Annotated in this window: 16 protein-coding genes and 1 other annotated feature (1 of these 17 running past the window's edge); of the genes, 10 read left to right on the forward strand and 6 right to left on the reverse strand. The window is 30.1% G+C overall.

The genetic code is table 11. The features are described from left to right. The 6 genes from C0982_RS08055 to rpmH all read right to left on the reverse strand — a co-directional run. Nucleotides 1-2,818 (reverse strand): cell wall-binding repeat-containing protein (locus C0982_RS08055; RefSeq protein ID WP_180946916.1); only part of this gene is annotated, 2,818 nt, incomplete at its 3' end. Between the two features lie 407 nt (nucleotides 2,819-3,225). Beyond that, nucleotides 3,226-3,969 carry an RNA-binding cell elongation regulator Jag/EloR gene (jag, locus tag C0982_RS08060; protein WP_101773718.1) on the reverse strand — a complete coding sequence of 248 codons (744 nt, stop codon included), beginning with the start codon at nucleotides 3,967-3,969 and terminating at the stop codon, nucleotides 3,226-3,228. Between the two features lie 13 nt (nucleotides 3,970-3,982). Continuing rightward, the gene (locus tag C0982_RS08065) at nucleotides 3,983-4,684 is read right to left on the reverse strand and encodes a YidC/Oxa1 family membrane protein insertase (RefSeq protein WP_101773719.1); all 702 of its coding nucleotides are present in this window, start codon (nucleotides 4,682-4,684) and stop codon (nucleotides 3,983-3,985) included. Nucleotides 4,685-4,731: 47 nt separating this feature from the next. Continuing rightward, on the reverse strand, nucleotides 4,732-4,941 hold the full coding sequence (gene yidD, locus C0982_RS08070; RefSeq protein ID WP_101773769.1) for a membrane protein insertion efficiency factor YidD: 210 nt from the start codon (nucleotides 4,939-4,941) through the stop codon (nucleotides 4,732-4,734). A 65-nt stretch (nucleotides 4,942-5,006) separates the two neighbouring features. Continuing rightward, the gene (gene rnpA / locus C0982_RS08075) at nucleotides 5,007-5,360 is read right to left on the reverse strand and encodes a ribonuclease P protein component (protein ID WP_101773720.1); all 354 of its coding nucleotides are present in this window, start codon (nucleotides 5,358-5,360) and stop codon (nucleotides 5,007-5,009) included. A 99-nt stretch (nucleotides 5,361-5,459) separates the two neighbouring features. Then, the gene (gene rpmH, locus C0982_RS08080; RefSeq protein ID WP_101773721.1) at nucleotides 5,460-5,594 is read right to left on the reverse strand and encodes a 50S ribosomal protein L34; all 135 of its coding nucleotides are present in this window, start codon (nucleotides 5,592-5,594) and stop codon (nucleotides 5,460-5,462) included. 520 nt (nucleotides 5,595-6,114) lie between these two features. On the opposite strand from rpmH, the gene dnaA reads away from it, so the two are divergent. The 10 genes from dnaA to C0982_RS08130 all read left to right on the forward strand — a co-directional run bounded on the left by dnaA (nucleotide 6,115) and on the right by C0982_RS08130 (nucleotide 17,314). Beyond that, nucleotides 6,115-7,485 (forward strand): chromosomal replication initiator protein DnaA, encoded by a 1,371-nt coding sequence (dnaA, locus tag C0982_RS08085; RefSeq protein WP_101773770.1) that lies wholly within the window; start codon nucleotides 6,115-6,117, stop codon nucleotides 7,483-7,485. A 269-nt stretch (nucleotides 7,486-7,754) separates the two neighbouring features. Further along, complete coding sequence (dnaN, locus tag C0982_RS08090; protein WP_101773722.1) at nucleotides 7,755-8,858, forward strand: DNA polymerase III subunit beta; 1,104 nt, start codon at nucleotides 7,755-7,757, stop codon at nucleotides 8,856-8,858. A 242-nt stretch (nucleotides 8,859-9,100) separates the two neighbouring features. Continuing rightward, complete coding sequence (gene yaaA, locus C0982_RS08095) at nucleotides 9,101-9,307, forward strand: S4 domain-containing protein YaaA (RefSeq protein WP_180946917.1); 207 nt, start codon at nucleotides 9,101-9,103, stop codon at nucleotides 9,305-9,307. A gap of 75 nt (nucleotides 9,308-9,382) precedes the next feature. Then, nucleotides 9,383-10,498 carry a DNA replication/repair protein RecF gene (gene recF, locus C0982_RS08100; RefSeq protein WP_101773723.1) on the forward strand — a complete coding sequence of 372 codons (1,116 nt, stop codon included), beginning with the start codon at nucleotides 9,383-9,385 and terminating at the stop codon, nucleotides 10,496-10,498. Further along, entirely contained in the window at nucleotides 10,499-12,406 is a 1,908-nt protein-coding gene (gene gyrB / locus C0982_RS08105; protein WP_101773724.1) for a DNA topoisomerase (ATP-hydrolyzing) subunit B, read from the forward strand. A 17-nt stretch (nucleotides 12,407-12,423) separates the two neighbouring features. Continuing rightward, a complete protein-coding gene (gene gyrA / locus C0982_RS08110) occupies nucleotides 12,424-14,871 on the forward strand; it encodes a DNA gyrase subunit A (protein WP_101773725.1) in 2,448 nt (815 codons plus the stop codon). Nucleotides 14,872-14,886: 15 nt separating this feature from the next. Next, the gene (locus C0982_RS08115) at nucleotides 14,887-15,204 is read left to right on the forward strand and encodes an STAS domain-containing protein (protein ID WP_101773726.1); all 318 of its coding nucleotides are present in this window, start codon (nucleotides 14,887-14,889) and stop codon (nucleotides 15,202-15,204) included. Between the two features lie 23 nt (nucleotides 15,205-15,227). Beyond that, on the forward strand, nucleotides 15,228-15,644 hold the full coding sequence (locus C0982_RS08120; protein WP_101773772.1) for an ATP-binding protein: 417 nt from the start codon (nucleotides 15,228-15,230) through the stop codon (nucleotides 15,642-15,644). Then, the gene (locus tag C0982_RS08125; RefSeq protein WP_101773773.1) at nucleotides 15,613-16,392 is read left to right on the forward strand and encodes a SigB/SigF/SigG family RNA polymerase sigma factor; all 780 of its coding nucleotides are present in this window, start codon (nucleotides 15,613-15,615) and stop codon (nucleotides 16,390-16,392) included. Before C0982_RS08120 ends, C0982_RS08125 begins: the two co-directional genes overlap by 32 nt. A 100-nt stretch (nucleotides 16,393-16,492) precedes the next feature. Next, complete coding sequence (locus tag C0982_RS08130) at nucleotides 16,493-17,314, forward strand: mechanosensitive ion channel family protein (protein ID WP_101773727.1); 822 nt, start codon at nucleotides 16,493-16,495, stop codon at nucleotides 17,312-17,314. Between the two features lie 60 nt (nucleotides 17,315-17,374). Next, nucleotides 17,375-17,378: a binding site (T-box leader), on the forward strand (it continues 205 nt past the right edge of the window).

Genomic DNA, 17,378 nt, shown 5'->3' on the forward strand with positions numbered 1-17,378 from the left:
TTTCAGTTGTAGTTGTAAGCTTGTTAGGATTTGTGATTAAAATTGGTACTCTCTTTTGAGTCGCAAGAGCTGATATTGTAATTACGTCAGGGAAGTTAGTTCCATCAACTAGCATTGCTCCATCAGTCTTTCCAGTTAAAGCTCTTACCTCTTTACCTATTTCTCTTGCAGTTCCATATCTATCTGATCCAGCATATCTTATCACGTTGAAATCTTTTAGCTGATCTACAACTTTTTGAGATACAGAATCTGGTCCTCCTGATATAATTACATCACCTATTCCACGTCTTTTTAATTCGTTAAAAGTCTCTGTAGTGATGTCGTTTGTATCTGTTAGAAGTATTGGACAATCTCTTTCGTTTGCTAGCACTGTAGCTGTCAATACGTCAGTATATTTCTTGCCGTTTGCAAGTACAGCAGTTGCTCTCTTTGTTGGAGGAGTTGTTCCACCTCCACCTCCACCGCCTGGTACTTCTGGATCTTCAGGCTTTAATACTTTGTCAGATACAAAACTAATATCATAGTTATTATATGCTAGGTGCTTACTTACATCAGCTGGCTTTGAAAGAGCTGTCAACCCTTTTATATTAGATTGATATATTTTATAAACTTCTGGATACTTACTCTTATCTAATTCAAATATACCTTTATCTGCTATATTTCCTGTAAATTTAGTATTACTTACCTTTAATGGACTATAATATACTGAATCTGCATCAAGAGTTAATCTATCTTCCATTGGTAGTACATTTATAGCGCCTCCAAGTATACCTGTCTTATTAGAATCAAATGTAGATTCTTTTACGTTGATATCTTTTTTACTCTCTATTCCTATAGCACCACCGTATTTATCTGACTTATTTTTTGAAAAATCTGTACTTGTAATATTTGCTGTAGTATTTGCATCTGCATATATTGCTCCTGCACTTATACCGGCTGTATTTTCTTCAAATTTAGATCCCTCTATATCTAACTTTACCATTTGACCATCTTCTAGGTCTTTTTTATCTTCTTCATAATTAAATACGTATGAATAGATTCCTCCACCATATCCACTTGTTGAGTTTTTAATAAATTCTGAGTTTTTCACTTTTACGTTTGAAGTAACTGCAACACCTGATTTAACAGGAACACGTACATATAGAGCTCCAGCTGTATTATTAGCTGAGGAATTTTCTCTGAACTTTGTATTGTTAAACTCAGTCGTAAGATCACTTTGATTTTGAATTACAACTGCTCCACCATAATTAGTAGCTTTATTTTTATCAAATTCTACCCCAGAAAAATAAAGACTTCCTCTATTTTGAGTTGTTGAATCATAGTAGAATATTCCTCCTCCTTTAGAGGCTTCATTTTCTATAAATTTTGTATCCTCTATAGTTGTTTTCATATCACCATGTATTAGAGCCGCTCCACCAAAGTTTTGAGTATCTGTATCTTCTGGATCACCTAATGATTTATTTTTTTCGAATAAAGAATTTTTAATTTCAAACACTGTATCCAAATCTTTACCAAATACATTAGTATATGCTGAGATAGCTCCTCCCCCTGCAATAGAAGTATTTCCTATATACTCATCATTGTCAATATACGTATTTATTAATCCAGTAGTTAAGATAGCTCCTCCATCAGAACTCCAGTTTAGACCAAAGGATTTATTTCCAATAAATTTATTATTACTACTCTTATATGTCTTAATATTATCACTTGAACTCACCGCTACTGCTCCACCTTGAGTTTTAGCACTGTTATTTTCAAATGTATTACCTTCTAATTTTATATCGAATCCATTTATTCTTAGAGCTCCTCCATGTGCATTATTCGACATATTTTCTGAGAGTATTGAGTTTTTAATGTTAAGTGTTCCTAATTCGTTTTTGCTATCAAGGTTAATTGCTCCACCTAATCCTCCTGAAGAATTCGCTACATTTGATTTAAAAGTCGATCCATCTATATTTATAGTTGGTACAGATTTACTATACTTTCCGTCAATGGCTCCACCAACATTTTCAGATGAATTTCCTTCAAATGTTGAGTTTGATATATACATTAATACGCTATCGCCCTCTTGATCTGTTGATAAAGCAGCACTTTGTCTTATTGCACCTGAATAAGAACTAGATTTATTATTCTTAAATGTTGAGTTTTTCACAACTATATCAGAAGGACCTTCTACAAGAATTCCTGCTGAATCCGAAGATGTCGTTGTATTATTTTCTATTAAACAATTTTCCAGAGAAATATTCAATCTATTATCTTTTTTGCCTTTAGTCTTTTCTTGAAGTCTAATTACAGTCCCCATTGAGCTTCTAAATCCTGACATATTACATTTTTTTAAAGTTACATTTATTTTATCTGATTTAATATAAAATAACCTATTCCTATGAGAATCTTCTGTAAAATCCCCCCTCTTAAAATTCACATTTTCTATATTAATTTCTTCTACTGAATCCGTTGAATAAAATATTCCTTCAGAATAGTTAGTAACTGCTTTTGGTACAGTCAGTGTTACATCTCCTTCTCCTACAATTGTTACCGAACTTGTAATGTTCATACGCTTTGTAATATCAAAACTAGACGTAATAGTAATATGCGGTGCTTTTGCTTTAAGTTGAGCTTCTAACTCATCTTCAGTGGATACTTTTACTGTATTCACTTCTTCTTGCGCAAATTGTTCCCCCTTAATATTTTGTTGCTCTTGCGTGTCTTGTGTATTATTTGGAAGCTTTTCTTCTACATATTCATTTGCACTTGATATTGGTACAAATGAAATGGCCAAAGCTAGCGATAACGCTATACACGATAATTTTTTTTTCAATTTTACCACCCCTTTTTTTAATGTTTTGCCTAGCTACTAGGCTATTAAAGTTTGTTTTTTAATTTTTCCTAATCGTCTATTACATTTCTATAAACCTTTAGTAAAATCGTTTTCCTAGGTTGTGCACATAACACATTATACCAAATAAGCAATGTTTTATGTTTTTATTTTAACATATGCTTATATACGTAAAATTCATATAAAAACGTTGTATTGGTTCGATATCCAATATTTTATATATTAAACATTTAATTGTATTTTTTTATATCTATAATATTTTGTACTATAGATATTATAACACATAATTGTATTTTTTTATATCTATAATATTTTGTATTATAGATATTATAACACATAAAAAATAGAATGTATAACTCTAAACAGGTTATACATTCTATATAAATTTACTATTTATGCTCAATAACTACCCTTCTATAAGGATCTGTTCCCTCACTATAAGTGATTACATATCTATCATTCTGAAGAGCTGAGTGAATAATCCTTCTCTCATATGGGTTCATATAGTCTAATTTTTTTGTTCTCTTAGTCCTTGCAACTTCTTTAGCAGCTTTATAGCTATAACGTTTTAAAGACTTTTCTCTTTTACTTCTATAATTTTCAATATCTATAAATACTCTTGTGTGAGCATCTTTATTTACTTTATTCAAAGCAAGTCCTGTTAAAAATTGTATAGCATCTAGAGTTTCACCTCTTCTACCTATAAGAGCACTTGCTTCTTCCCCATTTATATTAATCTTTATAAGATTATCTTCTATTTTCACATCTACATCTGCTGAAATATCTGCATTTTTTAAAATTTCAACTACAAATTCTTTTGCAATTTTTATTTCATCTTCTTCTGTTATGTTTACTTTTTCTTCCTTAGATACTTCAGTATTTTCAATTTCTGTTGAATTTAATTCTTCTATTGATTTTACTTCTAATTCAATCTCTTCAATTTCAACTTTTGATTCTTCCAGTAAATTATAATGTATTTCAAATACACCATTTTTAGCTCCAATACCTAAAAATCCTTTACTAGGCTTTTCCTTAACTGTTATTTGAATACTAGCTTTATCTGCATTTGTAGATTTTAATAGTTTTTCAACAGCTTCATCTGAACTTTTTGCGTTTATTAATTTTGATTCCACTATTATATACCTCCTACTTTTTGCCTTTTATAGCTTTCTTAGCGTCTCTTTCTTCTTTTTCTAGTGCCAGTCTTTTCTTCAATGGTCTAGTGATAACAAAATATTGGGCAACTGAAAATAGATTCGATACAGTCCAATAAAGAGCTAATGCTGCTGGGAATATGAATCCCCAGTAAAATGACATACCAGCCATTACCCATGTCATTATTTTCATAGTACCTTGTAGCTGATCCTTAGGAGTCATAGCTATCTGCATAAAATATGCACTGATACCTGAAAGTGCTGCTAATACATAGTCTGGCTTTATTAGTGACTGAATCCAAAGGAAATTTCCATTTGCTGCCATAAAAGCAGCCTTATTTGCAAATACTCCATGTGCAACTGGATCTCTAAATACATAGAATAAACCAAATAATATTGGCATTTGAATTAACATTGGTAAACAACCAGCAAGAGGATTAAATCCTGACTCTTTATACAGTCTAGATATTTCTTCATTCTGCTTTTCTGGTTTATTTTTATACTTTTCTTGAATTTCTTTTATCTTCGGATTGATTTCCGACATTGCAAATGTCGATTTAGTCTGTTTAATAGTCAAAGGAGTAAGTATAGCCTTCACTATAACAGTAAATATAATAATAGAAAGACCATAACTTCCTACTGCACCATAAATATAACTTAGTATCGTTCCAAAAAAACCTGCTATAATTCCCATTAATACCTCCTAAATAAACATGCCCCAACTTTTGAGACATAGACCTTCTACTTCAAAGGATCATATCCACCAGGATGAAATGGGTGACATTTTCCTATTCTCTTTACTGTCAACCATGTACCTTTGAAAAAGCCGTATTTTTTAAATGCTTGGATAGAATATTGAGAGCATGTAGGATAAAACCTACAACTAGGACCAATTAAAGGTGAAATTAATTTTTGATAAATTCTAATTACACCTATACAAGCATTCGCCATAATCTTCCCCAATGTTACAAAAAACGGTTTTATTGTTTTCATAAAATCACTCCAATAAAAACTAATTACTTCTTTATATTTATCATTTTTGCCCTTTTAGTGATATTTTTTATAGATTTTTCGATATCTTTGTAACTTGCACTACTGCTATTTACCCTGGCTATAAATACAATATCGTATCCATTTTTAATATTGGCATCTATATTTATTCTATAAGCTTCTTTTATATACCTTCTAATTTTGTTTCTCACGTTAGCTTTTCCAACTTTTTTAGAAATTGATATACCTATTCTAGATTTTTTTTTGCCATTTTGTAATGTATATATCACTAAATTTCTATCCGCAACAGATTTACCCTTTTGATAAACCCTTCTAAAATCAGAATCTTTTTTGATTCCATCGGTGTTATTAAATTGCATCAATAACCTCCATTTCCTGTTTTTTAATGAATATTACAAAAAAAACCACTTAATAAAGTGGTTTTTTATTATTATTAATTCTAAACAGGTCTCAACTTATTAGTGTGTTAATCTGTTTCTTCCTTTGGCTCTTCTCTTCTTTAAAATATTTCTTCCGTTAGAAGTTTTCATTCTTTTTCTGAAGCCATGTTCTCTTTTTCTCTGTCTTTTCTTTGGTTGGTACGTTCTCTTCATTCTTGAACACTCCTTTCATTAAATCGTAATCGTAAACATAACAATATAATTATAATGATTTTATAGGTAAAAGTCAATCAATTTTAATATTATTTTATTCAAAGTTATTGATATACAAGTATTTGATATTTATTTTAGTATATATATTAAAATTTATACATCTATTATAATTTTTTTAAAAAAAAGTTATCAACAATATACAGAAATATTTTTTAATATTATCCACATAAAATACAATATGTGGATAATATTAAATTTTAATAACAAGTTATTCACATTTTGTGTATAACTTTGTGGACAAAAAAATAGATTTAAGCTATATAATATATTTATGTTTTTAATTACAGGATATTTTGCTGTTGATAATATGTATATTTTATATACACATCCTGTTAATAATTTTTTTAATTTCATAATCATAATATATATTATCAACACTTTTTATACACAGGTATTATACAATAAATAAACACAATTTGCGAGAGAAAAGGAGGTCATTTTATATATGGATGCAAAATATATGGATGCAAATAAACTGTGGACTTCGATAAAAAATAAAATGAAGGGCACTTTTTCAAAATCAGTATTTAAACTGTACTTTGAAGACAATAAATTTATACCGATTGCTATAAAGGACAATGTACTATTTCTAAGAGGTGATGAAAGTGCTAAAAACTTCTTTAACACTAGAAAGAGTATTCTTTTAAATGCTGTTGACGAGTTGGCTATAAATATTTCTGACATTGAGGTAATTACAGATCCTGATGAAGAAAGGTTTTTATCTGACAACAAGGAAAATGCACAAAGTAGCAATACTAAAATAGATAACCAAGACAACATCATTAACAGAGCAAAGAGCATATCTTCTGCCAACCTAAATCCAAAGTATACATTTGATACTTTTGTAGTTGGATCAAGTAATAATATAGCAGTAGCAGCTTGTCAAAGAGTTGCCGGATATGACGAAACATCAGGAGATAATCCACTTTTTTTGTACGGGGGAGTTGGACTTGGTAAAACACATCTAATGCATGCAATTGGTCACAAAATACTAGAAAGAGACCCTTCAAAAAAGGTATTATATGTATCCTCTGAAACCTTTACAAATGAACTTATAATGGCTATTAGAGAAAAGAAAAATGATGAATTTAGAAAAAAATATAGAAGCGTAGACGTCTTTATGATAGATGACGTCCAGTTTATATCTGGAAAAAACTCAGTTCAAGAGGAGCTGTTCCATACATTTAATGATGTACATGGATCTGGAAGAAAAATAATACTATCTAGTGATAAACCTCCAAAAGATATACCGGACCTTGAACTGAGACTAAAATCTAGATTTGCTGGTGGTCTTATGGCAGATATTCAGCAGCCAGACTACGGTACTAGAATGGCTATACTTCAAACAAAAGCAGAAAGTGATAACTTAGACCTACCAAAAGAAGTAATTGAATATATTGCTGACAACGTAAAGTCCAATATAAGAGAATTGGAAGGTGCTCTAAACAAAGTTATTCTTTATGCTGAATTGTTGTCTAAAGATTTAAACTTAGACACTGCTAAAGAAGCACTAAAGGATATTTTGGTATCATACAATACAAAAGAAATAAATATGCTTAGAATAAAAGAGATGGTGGCAGATGCATATAATGTATCTGTAGATGATCTCAACTCAAAGAGAAGAACAAAAAATATTGCATTCCCAAGACAAGTTGCAATGTACCTTGCTAGAAAAATGTTGGATATCTCTCTTCCTGGAATCGGTGAAGAATTTGGAGGAAGAGATCATACTACAGTAATGCACGCTATTAAGAAAATTGAAGATGAAATTAGCAAAAACGAACTTACTAAAGTAAAAATAGAAAAAATTACATCAGATTTAAATGGATAGTTATACACATTAATAATGTTGAAATCCTGTTTATTTTATGTGTATAATTATTTATAAAAAGTTATACACATTTTATCACAATTTTATCTTTGGATTAGTAACAGAGTTTTACACAGCCAAAATCATTGTTATTCTAGTGTTTCAAGTATATTTAAACACTTTCAACATATACTACTACTATTTCTACTACATATATTATATATTTATATATATTAAGGCAGAAATTAGTTATCTACAATTTTACTTTTACAGAGAAAGGATGATATACATTGGAAATATTATGTAATCAAAAAAAACTAGCAAATGCAATTACAAATGCACAAAAAGCTATTAATAATAAAACTAATATAGAACTACTTAGAGGAATACTAATTACAGCAAAAGACAATAATCTTATAATCACTGGATATGATAGTGAAATAAGTATAGAAACAATTATAGAAGCAGAGGTAATTAAAGAGGGTAGTGTTGTTATAAATTCAAGACTTATAGGAGATATTGTAAGAAAGCTACCAGATACTTTTATATCTATTGAAACTGATGCAAACTACAATGTTTTTATAAATTGTCTTAATTCAAGATTTAAGATAAAGGGAATATCAGCAGAAGATTTTCCTAGACCAGTAGATGTATCTATTGATAGCATGGTCAAATTTAGCCAACCTGAAATGAAAAATATGATAAAGCAAACTGTATTTGCAACTGCACATGAACCTATAAACCCAACACTTGCAGGTGAGTTATTTGAATTAAATAGCGAACAGGTAAATATGGTTGCAGTAGATGGATATAGACTTGCTGTAAGAAAATCTGATATAGATGAAAAGGTCGAAAATGACATAAAGGTAATAATACCTGGAATAACATTGAATCATCTAAATGGTCTACTTTCTGATGAAGGTGAATTTTTTATAGGTGTGGACTCTAAAAATATTATATTTAAACTTGATAATACAAGAATAGTTGCAAGATTGATTGAAGGTAATTTTACTAATTATGAGGGATTACTTCCAAAAGACCATATAACAAAGATAAAAGTAAATACAAAAAAACTACAAGAGTCTATAGAAAGAGCTGCTTTATTATTTACTGGGGATAAAAATAACCTAATAAAAATATCTGTAGGTGAAGATATAATGTCAATTACTTCTAATAACGAAAATGGTAATGCTTACGAGGAAGTTGAAATAGAATTTGAAGGTGAAATTATAGATATAGCATTTAATTCAAAATACTTCTTAGAAGGAATAAAAAATATAGATAGTGAATTTATTTCTATAGAGTTTGGCGGATCTGTTAATCCTTGTATAATAAAACCAGTTGATGGTGTTGAATATATATACCTACTACTGCCTGTTAGACTTAACAATTAATTAACAAAAAGAAGTTTTAAATATTTATTTAACAATATAAAAAATATAAAGTTTTTAAGTTAATATATTAAATAGATAAACGCCTGTGTATTTACGCAGGCGTTGGTTTGTAGAGTAGAAACAAACATTTATAAAACTGATTATAAATATTATTGTAAGTATGATATAATATAATAGATGTCGTATGCTAAAAAAATGTTTTTATAGAAACATTACATTATGAAAAAATAGAGGTAAACAATATGGAACAGTTGAATATAGAGACTGAATATATTAAATTGGATCAGTTTTTAAAAATAGTTGATTTAGTATCATCAGGTGGTGAAGCTAAAATAATAATTATGAGTGGAGAAGTGAAAGTAAATGGAGAAGTTGCCACTCAAAGAGGAAAAAAACTGAGACAAGGTGATATTGTTGAAGTCGGAGGAAGAAAAATTAAAATAGGCTAATTTTATATTTCAAAATTCATAGATTTATTTATTTAGGATTTTGAAATTTGTTTAAGTTTAAAAGTAGGTGTTATATTGTACATAGATAGCTTAAAACTTATAAATTATAGAAATTACGATAACTTACATGTTGAATTTAATAAAGATATAAATTTGATAGTAGGTAAGAATGGTCAAGGAAAAACTAATATAGTAGAATCGTTGACGTTAATGTCTATAGGTAAATCATTTAGATCTAGTAAGGATAAAGAAATAATTAAATTTGGAAAAGACAATCTCTATTGTGGATGTACATTCCTAAAAAATGGACTAGGCAAGAAAATAGAAGTGATGGTTACTAAAGATAAAAAAGGAATAAAAGTCAATGGCGTGTCTATAAAATCTATCCAAGAATTGCTGGGAACTTTAAACGTTGTAGTTTTTTCACCAGAAGATTTGAAATTAGTTAAAGATGGACCAAAAGAAAGAAGAGGATTTATAGATAGGGAAATAAGTCAAATTATGCCTAGATATTACAGTAATTTGACAATGTATAACAAAACTATAAACCAAAGAAATAAAGTATTAAAATCTAATAAAATCGATCATAATTTGCTAGATGTATATGATGAACATTTATCACTATACGGTAGTGAAATATATAGTACTAGAATGAAATTTATAGAAAAATTATCTAAAATATCTAATAAACTGCATAATAGTTTAACCTCAAATTCAGAAAATATGTCTATAATATATAAGAGTCAAATAAATATAACTGAAGATGATACAGTAGATACAATAAAAGATAAGATGGATGTAAAATTAAAAGACAGTAGAGAACACGATATATTTTATAGAAGTACTAAAATTGGTCCTCATAGAGATGATTTGAGCATATTTGTTAATGATATTGATGTGAGGCTTTATGGTTCTCAAGGTCAACAAAGAACCGTATCTATTTCTTTAAAATTGTCAGAAATAGAATTAATTAAACAAGAACTAGGAGATTATCCAGTGCTTATTTTGGATGATGTTTTTAGTGAATTAGATCAAACTAGGCAGAGAATGTTAGTAGAAAAGTTAGGGGACATTCAGATGTTTGTAACATCAGCTGACCCACTTCATAAAAATATATTGGGGAAAAAAAATTATACAATATTTAATATTGAAGAAGGAAAAATAGTTGATATAGAAAATGGAGGTAAATAGATGGCAAAACAAGAATATGGTGCAAATCAAATTCAAGTTTTAGAAGGATTGGAAGCTGTTAGAAAAAGACCGGGAATGTATATTGGATCAACAGGGCCAAAAGGATTACATCATTTGGTTTATGAAGTAGTTGATAACAGTATAGATGAGGCTTTAGTAGGAAATTGTTCTGAAATATATATAAGTTTGAATAACGATAATAGTGTAACCGTGAAGGATAACGGAAGAGGTATACCGGTAGAAGTTCATCCTAAGACAGGTCTATCTACACTTGAAACAGTACTGACAGTGCTTCATGCTGGAGGTAAATTCGGTGGAGGAGGCTACAAGGTTTCAGGTGGTCTTCACGGAGTTGGTGTATCAGTTGTAAATGCTCTTAGCACATGGATGATAGCAGAAGTTGCTAGAGACGGAAATGTGTATAGACAGGAATATGCAAAGGGACATCCTACTACAAAACTTGAAGTTGTTAGAGAATCTAAAGTTGAAAGTGGTACATCTATTACATTTATGCCAGATGACACAATTTTTGATGAATTAGAGTTTAGTTATGAAACTCTAGAACATAGATTTAGAGAATTATCTTTTCTAAATAAGATGATAACAATTATTTTTGAAGACAAAAGAGAAGATAAAGAAAAAACAAAAACATTTAAACATACTGGAGGTTTAGTTGAATTTGTTAAATATCTAAATAGAACAAAGACAACACTTCACGATCAGATAATTTATGTAGACAAAGTAGCTAAAGATTGTACTATAGAATTTGCAATGCAATATACAGATGCTTATTCTGAAAATTTACATTCATTTGCCAATAATATAAATACTCAAGAAGGTGGAGTTCATTTATCAGGATTCAAAACGGCTCTTACAAAAGTTATGAATGACTATGCAAGAAGAAATAACATATTAAAAGATAAAGATGCAAACTTGTCTGGAGAAGATATTAGAGAAGGTTTAACTGCTATAATATCTGTTAAACTTCCTGATCCTCAATTTGAAGGTCAGACTAAGACAAAACTAGGTAATACTTTTATGAGAGGTCTAGTCGATAGCATTACAAGTGAAGAAGTTGGCTCTTTCATGGAAGAAAACCCAAGTGTTGCAAGAATAATTATAGATAAGTGTTTGAGAGCTCAAAGAGCTAGAGAAGCTGCCAAGAAGGCGAGAGAACTTACTAGAAGAAAAAGTATACTAGAAACTACATCACTTCCAGGTAAGTTAGCTGACTGCTCTGAAAAATCTCCTGAAAAGAGTGAGATTTTCTTAGTCGAAGGGGATTCTGCCGGTGGTTCAGCTAAGGGAGGTAGAGATAGAAATATACAAGCTATACTTCCACTTAGAGGAAAAATATTAAACGTTGAAAAATCCAGATTAGATAAAATATTATCTTCTGATGAAATAAAAAATATGATAACTGCATTCGGTTGTGGTATAGGTGATGATTTTGATGATTCAAAATTGAGATATCACAAAATAATAATAATGACGGATGCGGATGTCGATGGAGCGCACATAAGAACTTTGCTGCTGACATTTTTCTTTAGATACATGAAGCCATTAATTGAAAATGGTTATGTATATGCAGCACAGCCACCGCTATATAAAATTAAAAAGTCAAAGAAAGAGTACTATGCATTTTCTGACTCTGAATTAAATGGCATTTTAAACGAAATAGGAAGAACTGGAACAGAAGTTTCTCGTTATAAAGGGCTTGGAGAAATGAATGCTGAACAGCTTTGGGAGACTACTATGGACCCTGAATCTAGAACGCTACTTCAAGTTACGATTGATGATGCAATAGTAGCCGATGAAGTATTTTCTATGCTTATGGGAGACAAGGTTGCTCCTAGAAGAGAATTTATTGAAGAAAATGCTAGATACGTAAGAAATTTAGATATATAGGAGGTAGGCTTAATTAAATGGATAAAAATACAAGCAGGATAATTCCAATAGAAATTGCTGATGAAATGAAAAAATCTTATATAGATTATTCTATGAGCGTAATAGCAGGTAGAGCTCTACCTGACGTAAGAGATGGTCTAAAACCAGTTCATAGAAGAATATTATATTCTATGAGTGAACAAGGTATAACACCTGATAAACCTTATAGAAAATCAGCGCGTATTGTCGGGGACGTACTGGGTAAGTATCACCCACATGGTGACAGTTCAGTATATATGGCTATGGTAAAAATGGCTCAACCATTCTCTACAAATGGATTACTAGTAGATGGTCAAGGTAACTTTGGTTCAGTAGATGGTGATAGTCCAGCCGCAATGCGTTATACAGAAGCTAGAATGAGTAAACTTGCCTTAGAATTACTAAGGGATATAGATAAAGAAACTGTAGATTTTGGACCGAACTTTGATGAATCGTTGAAAGAACCTAAGGTGCTTCCAGCTAGATATCCAAATTTATTGGTAAATGGTTCAAATGGTATAGCAGTAGGTATGGCAACATCTATACCACCTCATAACTTAGGTGAAGTCATAGATGCGACTATATTTTATATAGATAACCAAGACTGCGAAATAGACGATATATTGACGTATATAAAAGGACCTGACTTCCCTACAGCAGCAACAATTGTAGGAATGGAAGGTATTAAGGATGCTTATAGAACTGGTAGAGGAAAGGTAAAAGTAAGAGCTAAAGTTGAAATTGAAGAACTTCCAAAAGGAAAGCAACAAATAATAGTTACTGAAATACCTTTTCAAGTAAATAAAGCTAGATTGGTAGAAAGAATAGCTGATTTAGTAAAAGAAAAAAGAATAGAAGGAATATCTGATCTTAGAGATGAAAGTAATAGACATGGAATGCGAATTGTAATAGAATTAAAAAGAGATATGAATGCAAACATAGTTCTAAATAATTTATACAAGCATTCTCAACTCGAAGACACGTTTAGTATAATAATGTTGTCATTAGTAAATGGTACACCAAAAATACTAGATATAAAGTCTGTTATATATCATTATGTTGAGCATCAAAAAGATGTAATAACTAGAAGAACTACATTTGACCTAAATAAGGCTAAAGCAAGAGCCCACATATTAGAGGGACTAAAGATAGCCTTAGATAATATAGATCGCGTAATAAGCATAATAAGAGGATCTAAAAATGGTCAAGTTGCTAAGGAAAGATTAATTGAAGAATTTTCATTTTCAGATGTTCAAGCACAAGCTATCTTGGATATGAGACTTCAGAGATTAACTGGACTAGAAAGAGATAAGATAGACAATGAGTACAATGAATTAATGGTAAGAATTGAATATCTAGAGAGTATACTAGCAGATGAACTTAAGCTGTTGGGCGTAATAAAAGATGAAATGTCTGCAATTAGAGATAAATATGCGGTTGATAGACAGACTGAAATTATACCTGCTGAAGGTGAATTTAATGTTAAGGATTTACTTGAAGAAGAAGAAATTGCAATTACACTTACTCATCTTGGATACATAAAGAGATTACCAGCAGATACTTATAAGAGTCAAAAAAGAGGTGGAAGAGGTATTACAGCTCTTACAACAAAAGAAGAAGACTTTGTAACTGACTTAATATCTACAACAACTCATTCATTGATGTTATTCTTTACGAATAGAGGTAGAGTATATAGATTGAATGCATATGAAATACCAGAAGGAAAGAGAAGTGCTAAGGGGACTGCTATTGTAAACCTACTTCAATTAAATCCTGGAGAAAAAATAGCTAGAATAATATCATTTAATCCTGATGATAAAAATAATGATGATTCTAAATACCTATTATTTGCAACTAAAAATGGTATAGTTAAAAAGACTTTGATACAAGAATTTAAAAATATAAATAAATCAGGTCTAATAGCTATTAACTTAAAAGATGGTGATGAACTTATTGGTGTAAAAAGAACTGAAGGTGATGAAGACGTAGTATTAGTAACAAAAAATGCAATGTCTATTAGATTCAGTGAAAAAGATGTTAGACCAATGGGAAGAACAGCAACTGGAGTAAAGGGGATCACTCTATCAAAAGATGATATAGTAGTATCATTAGATTTGACAAGTGATGGAACAGAACTATTAGTAGTGAGTGAAAAAGGTTTTGGAAAAAGAACAGACATAGGTGAGTACAGACAGCAAATAAGAGCTGGTAAAGGTATAAAGACTTATAACATAAATGATAAAACAGGTAAAATAGTAGGTGCTAACTTAGTTAATGAAGATGATGAAATGATGATGATTAACTCAGATGGAGTTTTGATTAGAATCAGAGTCAATGAAATATCTATCTTCGGTAGAATAACAAGTGGCGTTAAACTGATGAAAACAAACGACGAAGTAGAAGTTGTTTCAATTGCTAAATTAAAAAGAGAAGATGATATTGAATAGCAAAGGAGGTTGGTTATGTCGTTAAATATGGTTTCTAACTATGAAAATAACAATGATATTTGGACCGTAAAACTTTCAGGGGAACTAGATATTTCTAGTTCTGAAGATTTGACCAGAGAGCTAAATAGCGATATAGATAAAAAGATTTCAGACATAAAATTGGATATGTCTAATCTTGACTATATTGATTCAACAGGGATAGGTGCAGTAGTTGTCGCTATGAAAAGGCTAAAGGAAAATAATAAAGAAATTTATATTTATAATGCGAAGGACAATGTAAAAAAGATATTCAGAATTACTGGTTTAGACCAGATAATACGTATGGAGGGATAACTTTGAACTGTGAAGTAATTAGTATGAAAATGACAGTTAATCCTAATTTTGTTTCTGTGATTAGGTTGACCACATCTGGTATCGCTAGTAGCATGGGATTTGATCTTGAAGAGATAGAAGATATAAAAGTAGCTATATCAGAAGCTTGTACAAATGCAATAAAACATAGTAAACAAGATGAATTTGAACTAACATTTTATGTATATAATGATAAATTGACAATGGAAGTAAAAGATGAAGGAATTGGCTATGATGTAAAATCAGTAGCCTCTCCAAACTTAAAAGAGCCAAAGGAAAATGGTCTAGGTTTATTTATAATACAAAGTCTAATGGATGATGTTGAAATAAATTCTTGCGAGGAATGTGGGACAATTATTAGAATAACAAAATGGCTGGAGTTGAATAATGATGAATCGTTTATCCACAGAAAAAAAATATGATGAAATGAGTAGTAAAGAACTCTTCAAAATTTTTTCTGAAGATAGGAGCAACACAACTTTAAGAAACATTCTAATAGAGAAGCATCTTTATCTAGCAAAGATAATATCTAGAAAATATATGAATAAAGGTGTTGACTATGAAGATATTTTTCAAGTTGCATCATTAGCCCTTATCTATGCTATAGATAGGTATGATATCTCGAGAGGGTTTGAATTTTCAAGTTTTGCTACTCCTACTATTGAAGGGGAAATTAAGAAGTATTTCAGAGATAAAGTTTGGACAATGAGAGTTCCTAGAAGAATACAAGAATTAAGTAAAAAAATAAGCAATGCAAAAGAATACTTAACTCAAACCAACAATAAAGTGCCTATGACTTCTGAAATAGCTGAATACTTGGGCGTAACAGAAGAATCAGTACTAGAAGCTATGGAAGCTTCATTTGGTTATCAACCTATATCATTAGACACATCTACTGGTGGAGATGATTCTGACGATAAGGACATGACTTTAGGGGATAGAATTGGTGTAGAAGATAAGGAATTTTCAAGAGTAGTAGAAAAAGATTTTCTGGATAACTTTATGACTACTTTAAATGAACTGGAGATAAAAATTATGGAAGGAAGATTTTTCCATAATAAAACGCAGTCTGTAATAGCAAAAGAGATCGGAATATCTCAAATGACTGTGTCTAGAATAGAAAAAAAGATTATTGAAAAGCTTAGAAAAGAATATAAGCGAGTTATTTAGTAAATAATTAGATCAGATATAATAATAAATAGTGCTGGATTTTTCCAGCACTATTTATTATTATATTAAGTGATAAAGAGTACGATAGGAGGATATTTAAATGGGAGAATCTATAGAGAAACAAACCTCTATAATGAATAAATACTTTGATATATTCATTGAAAAGTTACCATCGATAATTGTTGCAATTATTACAGTAATAATTGGCGTATTAATAGCGAAAATGGTAAAAAAAATAATGCATAGAGTCTTGAACAAATATAGAACAAGTATAGGAGTTGTAAGTTTTCTTATAAACTTTGTACAGGTTTTGATAATAGTATTTGCAGTAATGCAGGCTTTTTCATTAATGGGATTTAATACTACGTCCCTAGCTGCTATATTAGGTGCTGCTGGTTTTAGTATTGGTTTAGCATTTAAGGAAGTATTGTCAAACTTTGGATCTTGTTTGATAATACTTTTTTTCAAACCGTTTCAAATAGGAGACTATATTAGCTGCAACGAGATAGAGGGTACAGTAAGCGAAATACAAATGTTTTCTACAAGTTTAAAAACAGTAGACAACAAATTGATAGTAATGCCTAATTTTCAGATAACATCAAATCCTCTTATAAACTACACTGCTCAAGATAAGAGAAGAATAGACTTTGTATTTAGATTTGAATACGATACAGATGTGAAGTTATTGTATGATATAGCAAAAAAAATATTTGAAGAAGATGATAGAATTATTAAAAATCCACAACCATTAATAGGTATAGATTCAATGGAAAATAACAGTATTACATTTGTGGCTAAACCTTGGACAAAGACTGATGATTATTGGGATGCGTATTATGATATTATGGAAAAATTTAAAAATGAGTTCGATACAAATGAAATCAAGCTTTCAAACGTTGCTTTAATTAATACAATAAAATAAAAATAAAAATAACTTGAAAAAAATGTTTTAATATTATATAATTAACTCATAAACTAAAGGACAA

Origin of the sequence: Peptostreptococcus faecalis, assembly GCF_900240845.1 — a bacterium.
Taxonomy (GTDB): domain Bacteria; phylum Bacillota; class Clostridia; order Peptostreptococcales; family Peptostreptococcaceae; genus Peptostreptococcus; species Peptostreptococcus faecalis.

What these genes read in the sequence shown, in the direction of transcription:
- C0982_RS08130 (WP_101773727.1), top strand. Translation starts at nt 16,493, where the DNA reads ATGGGAGAATCTATAGAGAAACAAACCTCTATAATGAATAAATACTTT.
- rpmH (WP_101773721.1), bottom strand. Translation starts at nt 5,594, where the DNA reads ATGAAGAGAACGTACCAACCAAAGAAAAGACAGAGAAAAAGAGAACAT.
- C0982_RS08065 (WP_101773719.1), bottom strand. Translation starts at nt 4,684, where the DNA reads ATGGGAATTATAGCAGGTTTTTTTGGAACGATACTAAGTTATATTTAT.
- C0982_RS08120 (WP_101773772.1), top strand. Translation starts at nt 15,228, where the DNA reads ATGAAAATGACAGTTAATCCTAATTTTGTTTCTGTGATTAGGTTGACC.
- C0982_RS08115 (WP_101773726.1), top strand. Translation starts at nt 14,887, where the DNA reads ATGTCGTTAAATATGGTTTCTAACTATGAAAATAACAATGATATTTGG.
- gyrA (WP_101773725.1), top strand. Translation starts at nt 12,424, where the DNA reads ATGGATAAAAATACAAGCAGGATAATTCCAATAGAAATTGCTGATGAA.
- C0982_RS08125 (WP_101773773.1), top strand. Translation starts at nt 15,613, where the DNA reads ATGAATCGTTTATCCACAGAAAAAAAATATGATGAAATGAGTAGTAAA.
- gyrB (WP_101773724.1), top strand. Translation starts at nt 10,499, where the DNA reads ATGGCAAAACAAGAATATGGTGCAAATCAAATTCAAGTTTTAGAAGGA.
- yaaA (WP_180946917.1), top strand. Translation starts at nt 9,101, where the DNA reads ATGGAACAGTTGAATATAGAGACTGAATATATTAAATTGGATCAGTTT.
- rnpA (WP_101773720.1), bottom strand. Translation starts at nt 5,360, where the DNA reads ATGCAATTTAATAACACCGATGGAATCAAAAAAGATTCTGATTTTAGA.
- dnaA (WP_101773770.1), top strand. Translation starts at nt 6,115, where the DNA reads ATGGATGCAAATAAACTGTGGACTTCGATAAAAAATAAAATGAAGGGC.
- yidD (WP_101773769.1), bottom strand. Translation starts at nt 4,941, where the DNA reads ATGGCGAATGCTTGTATAGGTGTAATTAGAATTTATCAAAAATTAATT.